This is a genomic window from Klebsiella sp. GG_Kp173 (assembly GCF_040062415.1).
In the GTDB taxonomy this organism is placed as follows: domain Bacteria; phylum Pseudomonadota; class Gammaproteobacteria; order Enterobacterales; family Enterobacteriaceae; genus Klebsiella; species Klebsiella quasipneumoniae.
In genome coordinates this window covers 1-11,234 of sequence record NZ_JBEAFZ010000039.1, presented here as the reverse complement: position 1 = coordinate 11,234, position 11,234 = coordinate 1, and the positions used below count along the sequence as shown (strand labels likewise).

General features: G+C 45.2%; 10 protein-coding genes. 1 reads left to right on the top strand and 9 read right to left on the bottom strand.

Annotation, left to right across the window (positions count from 1 at the left end; all coding sequences use genetic code 11):
- Window positions 1–578 precede the first annotated feature (578 nt).
- From ltrA to ABLU50_RS15475, 9 genes are all read right to left on the bottom strand, one after another.
- On the bottom strand, window positions 579–2,084 hold the full coding sequence (gene ltrA, locus ABLU50_RS15515; RefSeq protein WP_197709085.1) for a group II intron reverse transcriptase/maturase: 1,506 nt from the start codon (window positions 2,082–2,084) through the stop codon (window positions 579–581).
- 657 nt (window positions 2,085–2,741) lie between these two features.
- Entirely contained in the window at window positions 2,742–3,062 is a 321-nt protein-coding gene (locus ABLU50_RS15510; RefSeq protein WP_258317782.1) for an IS3 family transposase, read from the bottom strand.
- A 77-nt stretch (window positions 3,063–3,139) separates the two neighbouring features.
- Entirely contained in the window at window positions 3,140–3,445 is a 306-nt protein-coding gene (locus tag ABLU50_RS15505) for an IS3 family transposase (RefSeq protein WP_004181854.1), read from the bottom strand.
- A 142-nt stretch (window positions 3,446–3,587) separates the two neighbouring features.
- On the bottom strand, window positions 3,588–4,565 hold the full coding sequence (locus ABLU50_RS15500; protein ID WP_004181853.1) for a 2-oxoglutarate and iron-dependent oxygenase domain-containing protein: 978 nt from the start codon (window positions 4,563–4,565) through the stop codon (window positions 3,588–3,590).
- Between the two features lie 147 nt (window positions 4,566–4,712).
- On the bottom strand, window positions 4,713–5,351 hold the full coding sequence (locus ABLU50_RS15495; protein WP_080466099.1) for a glutathione S-transferase: 639 nt from the start codon (window positions 5,349–5,351) through the stop codon (window positions 4,713–4,715).
- An 11-nt stretch (window positions 5,352–5,362) separates the two neighbouring features.
- Window positions 5,363–7,120: a Rieske 2Fe-2S domain-containing protein gene (locus ABLU50_RS15490; RefSeq protein ID WP_023285922.1), complete on the bottom strand. Its 1,758-nt coding sequence runs from the start codon at window positions 7,118–7,120 to the stop codon at window positions 5,363–5,365.
- 22 nt (window positions 7,121–7,142) lie between these two features.
- Entirely contained in the window at window positions 7,143–7,988 is an 846-nt protein-coding gene (locus ABLU50_RS15485) for an aromatic ring-hydroxylating dioxygenase subunit alpha (RefSeq protein WP_080466100.1), read from the bottom strand.
- Window positions 7,982–9,109, bottom strand: a complete 1,128-nt coding sequence (locus ABLU50_RS15480) for a TIM barrel protein (protein WP_049124425.1) — start codon at window positions 9,107–9,109, stop codon at window positions 7,982–7,984. Before ABLU50_RS15480 ends, ABLU50_RS15485 begins: the two co-directional genes overlap by 7 nt.
- A gap of 60 nt (window positions 9,110–9,169) precedes the next feature.
- Complete coding sequence (locus ABLU50_RS15475) at window positions 9,170–10,237, bottom strand: aromatic ring-hydroxylating dioxygenase subunit alpha (RefSeq protein WP_023285919.1); 1,068 nt, start codon at window positions 10,235–10,237, stop codon at window positions 9,170–9,172.
- 334 nt (window positions 10,238–10,571) lie between these two features.
- On the opposite strand from ABLU50_RS15475, the gene ABLU50_RS15470 reads away from it, so the two are divergent.
- A partial coding sequence (locus ABLU50_RS15470) for an IS5 family transposase (protein WP_104442599.1) occupies window positions 10,572–11,234 on the top strand: 663 nt, incomplete at its 3' end.

Here is an 11,234-nt window from a genome sequence, read left to right as displayed (position 1 = left end):
TGTAACGGTCAACTAAATTTGGAGACATGTTTAGGCACTTTTTAGTAACTTTTGCTCATATTGAACAGGTGAAATATTTCCCAGCTTATCGTGTTTCCGTTTTTGATTATAAAATGGTTCTATGTAATCGATTATGTCAGCCATTGCCTGATGGCGAGTTAAGTACCGTCGATAGTTAACTCGTTCGGACTTTAAGCTTCTAAAGAATCGTTCGGTTACGGCATTGTCTAAACAATTTCCTGCACGACTCATGCTCGATTCTATACCATGCTCAACCAATGCTTTTTGAAAGCTCTGACTGGTATATTGGCAACCTTGGTCTGAATGGAATATGACTTTTCCTTTGATATTTCGTTTCTGAGCCGCTAGGCGTAAAGCTCGTACTGTTAACTCTGAATTCGGTTTATCTGAGAACGCCCAGCTAATTACCCGACGAGAGCATAAGTCCATAACAATCGCGACATACAGCCAACCTTGTTGTGTACGGAGTAGAGTAAGAGACCGAGCGTAGTCGAACTATTTCTCAGCCTCTCCTCACCGAACCGGACGTGCACCTTTCAGCGCATCCGGCTCTCCATTTAATGTTGGCTGACAGCCATAGCAACATCGTTGTAGCGCGAGGTGATCGTGTTTCTTTCTTCTCGCCTAATGTAAGGGTTAGTTTCAGGTAGTCGCCATCTGAATGGCATTTTAGGGCTGCTCACTAAACGAAATAGTGTTGCCCCGCATACAATACCGTTATTTGACTTACCATAAACCACCCAAGTCTTAGCTTTGCTAGGCGTTGGTCGTCGTATCCATGTCATCATTAATGATTTAATGGAACAGCGATATTTCCTAGCCAGCCATTTTGCAAATTTCCAGAATACGATCCTATCGATTTTGTTGTACACTTTAGCTGTAAAGTGGGTATGGCGGTAGAACTGTGCCCAACCTTTCAATTTACGACTAATGTGCTCAAGTTTATCGACTTTGCTACAAGAGTAATCACCCGATAAAGCTTTACTGAGCGTGGATGAAAACGCTTTAGCTTTGCTATGTGGGATACCCGACACAACGCGCATATTGCCGTTTGGACCTCGTTTTCTAATAATACGATGGCCAAGGAAGACAAACCCGTCGTTAACATGGGTAATATGTGTTTTCTCCATATTTAACGTCAACTTCAGCTTGTCTTCCAAGAAAGACCGACATAAGTTACGAATGGCCATAGCTTGTGCTTTAGTGCCTTTAACGATAACAATAAAGTCATCAGCATAGCGGCAGTAGGCAATGGCTGGCAGCCATTGTCGGTTTTCCTCTATCGCAATTTTGCGTTTGTCCTGAATGGTTCTATTCCAATACCAACGGTCTTTTCTGGCTTTCTTTGATAGAAAGTGTTCATCTAAATATTGGTCAAATTCATTCAGCATGATATTTGACAGCAATGGGGAAATCACACCACCTTGTGGTACCCCTTCGCTTGTTGCACAGAATAGATTGCGTTCAATATGACCCGCTTTGATAAAGCGCCAAAGCAGATCGTTGAATCTTACGCAACTAATGCGCTTGCGTACGCACTTCATTAGCAATTTATGATGAACCGTGTCAAAGTAGCTAGATAAGTCACCTTCAATTACCCAGCGGCCTCTGGTACTAGAGCCTGTCAGTTGTAATTGCACCGTTCGAATAGCGTGATGTACACTGCGCTCTGGTCTGAAGCCGTAGGACAACGAGTGGAAATCGTTTTCCCATATAGGCTCCATTGCCATCAACATGGCACGTTGTACTATTCTGTCTTTCAAGGTTGGAATACCTAGTGGCCGTTGTTTACCATTTGCTTTGGGAATATATACTCGCCTTGCCGGCATAGGTTGATAGTCACCTGACAATAAAGTTTGTCTAATATCATCAAGGTAACTATCTAAATTGTCCTGCAAGTGCGACTTTGTTATTCCATCAACACCGGCCGTTTTAGCGCCGGCTGATGAAAGCGTGATATTAGCAGCATGCCACAGCCATTCAGGGTGACTGATAAGCCTTAATAGTCGATTAACTCGACGTCCTTTATCAGTCAATGTCCATGTTGCTAATTTGCGTTGCATTTCACTGATTATCAAAGGTCTTCACCTCATTAAAGGTCAGGTAGTTCGCTTTCGCAAATCATTAAACTGCACCCCTTCGCCATGTAGTGGGCTTTCCCCACCTCAGACTACTACGGGCGCTCCGCCAACTTGCATAACATCGGGGTCTGCTCCCTTAACATTCAATACAAGTCTTCCTCGGTTCATCTATTTGAACTCAAACATAGTGGGGTGGATGCCGATCGCAGTCTTTAACCTTATCGTACTGTAAGATGGCGATACCAAAACGAAGAATTGTGTATAACGTTTATCCAGTGACAAATCCATACGTGTTATTTATCAAATCGGTGATGTTCCCCATACATGTAGTCACATCACGGTATCGCACAGCCTATTAATTCGTGTAGGCTGTGGCGACGTTTCAGCCCATAGATGCGGGTTAATCGGTTCATGTTCTTCATCCGTCCACTACTCAGTCTAGAAAAGCATATTGGCTTAACGAATTCGCCTCACTTCCCGTTGTCAGTGGGTTACATCACCTCATTAGCATACAATGAGTCACTGCCACTCAGACTCTGTCACCTGCACAACCAGATAACGGCATAAACATTTAACTCCTGTTATTTGTTCATGAATTTCAAATAGACTCGTGGTTTATTACCAACCCCCATATTGACGTTAAACTCCGAGCACACCATACGTAATATCACCCGACCAATGTGTATTTAACAACTCAGGATTAAACTGTCTATTCAGTGTATTAGGTGCAATCACAGACGCTTTGCCACCAACTGGATACTTGTGTTGTTTAGGCCGCTTGGCAATGAGCTTGAGTCGTTTCATAAAACGACGAACCTTATCAATCCCCAATTTAAAGCCCATATCCAACAGCTCAGATAACATCCTGCGTTTGCCGTACGTTGCATCCATATCATTGTGAATATGCTTCATAGCGGCTTCTAAGCGAACTTTCTCAGCATTAATCGATTTAGGCTTCAACCGATAATAAAATGAACTAGCAGCTAACTTTAAACAACGACATATTTGCTGAACTTGATGACCCGCCTTCTTCAGCTTTACCGCGACTTGCTGCCGTTGTTCATTTCCATAGCGAAGAAGGGTGACGCTTTTTTTAATAAGGCATTGTCACTTTCTAACTGTTTAACTTGTTTTTCTAACTGCTGAATACGTAATTGCTCTGGTGTTAATGCTGTAGCTTTAGGGGTTATACCTTGTTGTTCTTTTTTAAACTGGCTAACCCAACGCTGAATCGACGATAAACCAACGCCCATCGCATCCGCCGCATCTTTATGTTTATATCCATGAACGATAACTAAGTCTGCAAATTCTCGCTTAAACTCAGTTGATAATTTTCTTGTCATTTAAAACCTCTTTAGTTGTATTAATAATACCTCTAACTAGGTCTCCAAGATAAGTCTACCGTTACAGTAATCCCAATTGCTCTAGACTGGAGAACCGTCCTCAAACATGAGGACGGTAATGTTTCGGACAGTTTGGCAATGTTTACTTTACGCCAAATGTTTTATTGAACATCTCAGCGATATGACCGCCTACTGTGATAGGTTCGGGGTACTCTTCGTCGGGCTTGCGCAAAGTTGGAACCACTGAAGCCTCATAATAGTAGTCAAGGTCAAAGAATGTCGGGAAAGAGTAACGTGGAGTTTCCTTCGATGCGTTGAGAACGCGGTGCATTGTAGAGTGATACAACCCGTTAGTAAGCACTGGCACCATATCACCTAGATTCACTACGAAGGTATTTTCTATACAAGGGGCTTTCAGCCATTCTCCATCTGCATTTCGAACTTCTAACCCTCCGACTGCATCCTGGAGTAGTAATGTAATAAGACCCCAATCCGTATGCGCACCTGCACCTAATTGGTTTACCTGAACGTCTTTCGGCTGACTGGGATAGTAGAGCATACGAGAAATGATCATCGGCTCCTTCAGACCCTCGTCAAAAAAGTCCTCTGGCAACTCCAACGAGAGTGCTAATAAGCGCACAAGCTTACGACCTAAAAGCTCCAAATGGTGCATATAATCCTCAGCCTGTTGCCGGAAGTGTGGATTGCCTTCAGGCCATTGATTGGGACCATGGTACGGTGTTTTATTCTGAACATAAGGATGAGACTCAGTTAGGTCCCGACCAAATAAAAACCCCTCCTTCAAATCAGGAGGAGATCCTTCATCCAGAGTTTGAGCAGTAATAGGTTCGTACCCACGCAGGCAGACAGAGTTCTTGGAACTGATCTTCATTTTTTCGTCCATCGGGGACGCAAAATATTCCTTGGCTAAATCGAAATATGCCTTTTGCAATTCAACTGGAACACCATGATTCTTTATATAAAAGAAGCCAGTTTGACGTGCTGCCTTATGTATTTCCCACGCAACAGCTTTTCTCTTTTCGATATCGTGTGAAAAGCTTTCTGCGAGGTCGATAACAGGAATATCTTTTGCCACAGATGGCGGGGTGTAGATAACCATTTACATCTCTCCTACTAGGATTTACATATTTTAATTTATTAATTAATTTCTATTTAGAGTCTTTTTAGTTATAGGATACTGACGCCTTTGCCAGAATCCTATATGGCTACAAGTTGATAAATATTAATATCTTGGCGCTGGGAATATTTAGATATTGCTTACAGGGAATATTCCCGACATTGCTATAAAACCGGGAATACGCTTCACACTATCTAGCCAGAGTCTGACTGAGGGATAGTCTTGAAGTGAAATGCCTGCTTCGTCAGCCATAGCTATATATGGAAAGCAGGCAATATCAGCGATTGTCGGATGCTCCATGGGACACAGAAAATCAAAGCCTTGCTGACGATTCACCCACAAATGTTTGTCCATTACCTCTAACAGCACATAAGCACGGTTCCGACATTCCTCGACATCAAAGTCGTACATAAAAAGCTCATGTAGCCTTGCAGCAGAAATAGACGCCGTAATGCCGTCAGAAAAAGCTAGCCAGATTTGAATATCTGCAAGAGCATCTGGACTATCTAGCGGATACCATTTCCTGCCCAAATCAAACTTAGTCGCGAGATAGACCAAAATGGCTTGGGATTCACGAATAACTTTGTCTCCGTTTTGCAAAACGGGAAGTTGGCCAAGTGGATTAATGCGAAGAAAATCAGCACTCTTATGTTCGCGTCCAGGATAAAACTCAACAATCTCGGTATCATAAGAAACACCAAGCATTGATAGGAGTAAGCGAGCTTTAAAACAGTTTCCAGAAAGCTCATAGTCGTAAAGTTTAATCATAAGCCCCTCTTTTAAATATCCAGAACTAGCTTTGCTGATTTACAACTAGATACGCATGGCATGATTAATTTCCCATCGATCTTTTCCTTGGAAGAGAGATAAACATCTTCATGTTGTAAGTCGCCGCTAATTACTTTAGTCATGCATGCACCACATACGCCCTGTTCACAGGAGTAATCGATTTCAACCCCAGCTTCTAAGCATGCTTGAAGAAGGCTTCTACCAGGTTCAACAGTGAATTCTTGTCCAGTGGATTGAATAGTCACTTGATAGCTCCCTTCACTAAGGGCGCGTGATGTTGCGTGATCAGTTAATCCGAAATACTCGTAATACACTTGATCTGCGGAAAAACCGGACTTTATTGCCGTTGTGGAGACAAGTTCGATCATCGCCTGAGGCCCACAGACGTAAATATCATGTGATTCCGGATTTAATTCTTGTAGAAGCTCAGTGATTGCACTCTGAGTCTCCTCTATACCTAAGCCAATATAGGTAGAGCAGTTATTTCCAAGCGCCGAAATACGATCTTTAAAGGCAATGTGCTCATTACCTCTCACAAAGTAATGTAAGTGGTAGGTACGGTCTCTTTGCTCTTGGAAAAGAGCCATTGCGAGCAGGGGTGTCACACCAATACCACCGGCAATGAGGACAGCCTTACGCTCAGATGGTTGTAATTGAAATTGATTGCGAGGAAGAGTTATTGACACTTTAGAGCCAACTCGAACATCACTGTGCATGCTACGCGAGCCGCCTCGTGAATTGGCCTCAAGTTTTACACCTATGACCAGGACATCTCGCTCCTCGGGTGTATTAACGATTGAGTATTGCCGCAAGTGACCGGATGGCGTTGTCAAACCGACATGCATACCTGGTTCCAAAGTTAATACTTGATCTTCTTCCGGCTTAAGCCAGAAAGAATCAATATCAGGCGTCTCAGTATTTCGGGCGATGACAGTACATATAATCTGCTTTCGAGCGCTGTCTACTTCAGGATTGCCCAGTTTTACATGTGTACTACTATCAGTAGCGATAATATTTTTTGAATCAGAAATGCTGGTACTAAGCTCCGTCTGAGCGAACAGCTCAGTCAGCACGTGCATGAACATAACTTTACGTTGAAGAGCCACAGGAGTATCCGTGTATAAACGGGCGTGAACCACCACTTTTTGTTCAGATTCTGGCTGGACAAAAATACGTAAAGCTTCCGCCAACCCCGTACATGTAAGGACGATAGTTAGGCCGTCGTCCATAAACTGAATCTCTTCTGGGCGATTGCCTAAAACAGTGGCAAAGCTAGAAGCTCCTTTCTTGATTGTATCGATCGCAGTCTGGGCATCTACAGCAATCACCTGGCTTCGCAGGTTGCTGGAATTAAGAGAGTCAACGAGAGATAGCTGCTTTGGAGCATCGGTCCCGTTCGTTGTATCCAGTTTTACAAATATCAGACCTTCTAACTCTGCGCATAGATAAGTCTTTACACAGGCATTACTGGGCTGTGCAGTTCTATGTGCTGGTACAAATGAGCAATGCCCCGTACCAGACTGATATTTCCATCCGTGGTACTGGCATTGCAATTGGTCTCCGACATTTTCGCCCAGTGTTAGTCGAACACCACGGTGCGGGCAGCGGTTTTCCCAAACATTCACATCTCCGTTATAGTCACGCCATACTGCGAGTTCTTGACCATTAAGGCGTGATTGGTACACGTGTCTAAACGGTATATCTTCGGAGTTGGCAATGACATGCCACTCCTGATTTAACAAATCCATAACAAATCACCTAGTAATAAGCTCAGTGAGCAGTGCCAAACGTCACATTTCTTTCTTTAATCCAGCGACGATAGGCGCTCGACAAGGCATCAGCCCGCACAGGGGTTTCAAGCTTTGGATCAAGGGGTAATCCTTTGGGAATTTGGTTCAGCAAAATCATGATGTCCTGGCCAAAAATTCTCTGCTGGAAGTCCTTTAGCTGCTTGTCGGTGTTAATGTCATCGAGGTAGCACATGATCGCGTGGGCAACGCATGTTTCTTCATCTAGGGGCTGGACGAAGAGACCCAAAACATCAAGGCGATCATCTTCAATCACACACGTCTTATATAAGATAGAGGTGAAAGGGCGGGCGACTCGGTAGACGTAATGCATGTCCACCGGCTCAGTAGCTGCCGCCGACCCTTTCGGTTGGGGAAATCTGCAATTAATAGCCAGCACTTCATCTCGGTCTTCATCGATTTCAATGTCATATGCAGCCACTTCAGTTAGTGGTTCTGCGCCGAGAATATCTGTGTGTACAAACGGGAAATGCGCCATATCAAGGAAGTTTTCAACGACACGTAACCCAGAGGTTCCCACCCGAATTGATCCTGCACTGATCACCCTGCGATCAGGTTCATCAAATTCGGGGATGGCTACTACATCTCGTGGGTTATTTGAAAGAGACACCCATAAAAGTCCATAAATCACCTGGGTTTTTAGCGGTAGGCCTGTAGAGGAAACCTCTGCCCGCAACCCATCCTCGGTGAGCGTATATTCAATGCTGACAGCCAAAACTCGGGAAAAGTATTTCTTACCAAGTGAGGTATCAGCTAGTGCGCCGACGGGGTGCCAGTCGTCAAAAATAAAACTGTTCTCATTTAACATATTGGTGCCTGTACATTGTTTGGCACCGCTACAACGGCGCCTGCCCGGTATTGGGAGACAAATTCAGAAGCTGACATGGAGTTTCGTGCCTGATGAACAGCAGCACGTTCAGCATAGATTTCACGGACATACTGAGCGTAAGCGCAGCTATCAGCGAACATGTTGTACTTCCACCCTAATCCGTAAGCATTAAGGTTGATGTTGTCGATGGTCATTAATGAGAGGTTGGTATCATCGCTTTGTAAGTACGCATCGATGACCTTTCTCGTAATTTCTTTGGTACATGCCAGCTTGTGGGCATGCCACATTTCTGTGTGCCATTCGCCTTTGGCAGGGCGCTGGAATGGGTATTGAATGGAACGTCCTGGGCGGTCTGTCCCTTTTGCATCCCATGGGCCAGTTTCAAACCCCCACCAGTTAAGTGGGCCGTTTGGTGCTGCGGGACGCATCTGCGCCCAGTGAACTAGATTGCGGTTGAGCCATTCATCTGCGTAACTATCGTCATTGAACGGATCAAGTTTGGCAATTGCCTCATTGTCACCACGCATCTGAGAAACTGCATGCTCAACTTCATTTTCAATTTTGAAAATGCAGTGGCTGTAGTCCATGGCCACGTTAAACTTGACTCCTCTCGCCTCAACCAGATCAGCAACCTGCGAAACTCGACGATAGTCTTCAGACCACATATCCACATGGTTCTCGAAGGTGATGATGACGCCGGCTTTTTCGGCGTACTCGAAGGCGTCTAGATAGCTCTCAGCAACTTCTTCATTGGTCACGTAGTGACCGTCCTTGTGCTTAGCCCAGACCATAAAATTATGGTATTTACCACCGACCTCAGCGGTAAGATTTATATTTTGCTTAATAAGGTCTTCATCAAAACCTAACGTGTAGCAGCCACTGCCGGATAGCACCGGCAAGTCGTATATCTGACTGCCCTTTATGTACTCGTCCAGCTCTTGGTAGTTATTGGGAACACGGTCGATGAAGTCCCACACCTCAGCCTCTTTTACCAGCTTAAACTGCTCGAGGATTGGCAGCTCGTTAAGCGAGACAGGGTTTTCTATAGACGACGCTTGGATGCCGAGCCCGGCACAACCTAACTTGAACATCTTTTTCATATTTACAGCTCTCACTCTGAAGTCATTTTTGAACGGCCTTAGGAGCCGTGAGGTGCCAGACTATCTACTCTCAGTCACTTCACTGAGAAGGACTGATTTAAATTCTTCTTTACCTTCCAATGCTGCCATTGAGAGCTCTCTATGCCATTTGCGGTATTGAATGGAGATCTTGTCTGTAGATACGGACAATTCTGAACTATCCAAATCCATAGGTGACTGGGATTGAATGATAGGACGGTCTTCTTCCAGTACACGCTTCTGGAAGGCGAGATGAGTATGGTCAGGCTGGTGATCTTCGGTGCGCACAATAACCATAAAATTACGACAAGTTGTGTCATCGACCGGACTCGAGGTAGTCCACAGGATAAATTTAGAGTCATCCTTCCATAGCTTGATTTCTAAGTTCACCGAATAGGGCATTGAACAACGGTAGGTAAAATCGCCCATAGGTGCTTCCTCAGGCAAGTTCTCATACATTTCTTTGGGTGGAGCAAGCTGGAAGCGCATCTCACCGTTAATGCGATCGACATTGACTGTTGGATGAGTGGCGAAGAATGGGTCATATAAAGTGCCAGGATGAACGAATGCGAAGTGAGAAAAGTCAGTGAAGTTTTCCCAACGGCGTTCGGCAGTGGTCTCCCAAACGTACGAATCAGCCACCACTACTTTCATACCCTCACTGTCCCAATCACCTAAGAAAGGAATCTCGGTGCAGTCAAAGGAGTTATCCAAGCGAACCCAGACAATGCCATAGCGAATCGCGCAATCATATTTTGAAATTTTCGCTTTCGAAGGTATCGGCATATCAGGACATGCTGGTATCAGAGAGCACTTACCTTCATCGTTATAACGCCAGCCGTGGTAAGGGCATTGAAGGGTGTCTTTACCTTGGTGCTTGCAAACCTGACCGAGAGACAGCTGTGCCGAACGATGAATACAGCGATCATCCCCAGCAAACATCTCTCCATCTAACCTGGCTAAAACCAAGTTTTCACCTAGCAATTTCACCGACATTGGACCATGCCCGGAGCTATTTACCTTTTCGAACTCGGCCAAAGTACATACAGGATGCCAGAAGTGACGCAGATAGCCTTTGTCTTCAATTAGGGGTTTACACTGAGAGCGCATAACTGCTCCTTTTTCGTCTAGTCTATTAAAGTGGTTTATTAGGTATACAATCTGGTATACCAATAAGTTTTATTAAGCATTATACGTGCCAGTTTATATTTATTTAATGGGAAGCAATGCATGTACTTGAAACTTGGCCGGTTAGACAAGTTTTCAGAGAGGGGTTATGTTTGTGCGGCAGCCAGATTCCGCTCCTATATGGTGCAAGTTCAAACAAATGCTCCACTTTGGTTCGAATGATCTAATGGATGAAATAGATAACTAGTTAGGGAATCTGTGATTAAGTTCAGCTCATGAGACAATAGCGGTCCTCAACTGCATCAAGGAAGCTCCCATGGATCAGCAGCTCACATTCGCCGACAGCGAGTTCAGCAACAAGCGCCGCCAGACTCGCAAGGAGAAGTTCTTGGGCCGGATGGACAAGCTGATCCCCTGGGCTCGTCTCGAAGCTGTCATCGAACCTCATTATCCCAAGGCCGGCAACGGCCGCCGGCCTTATCCGTTGTCTACCATGCTGCGGATTCACTGCATGCAGCAGTGGTACAACCTCAGTGATCCGGCCATGGAGGATGCACTGTACGAGATTGCCTCCATGCGCCTGTTTGCTGACCTGTCACTGGACAAGGCCATCCCGGATCATTCCACGATTCTGAAGTTCCGCCACCTGCTGGAACAACATGACCTAGCACGCCAGATCTTCGACGAGGTCAATCAGTGGCTGTCCGAGGCGGGTGTCCTGCTCAAGGAAGGCTCCCTGATCGATGCCACCATTATCGAAGCCCCCAGTTCAACAAAGAACCGCACCGGCGAACGTGATCCGGAAATGCATCAGACGAAGAAGGGCAACCAATGGCACTTCGGGTTGAAAGCCCATATCGGCGTGGATGCGCGTACCGGTATCACGCACAGCTTTACCACCACGGCAGCCAACGAGCACGACCTGAACCAGGCAGAGCACCTGCTTCACGGTGATGAAGCGTTCATCTTTGCCGATGCG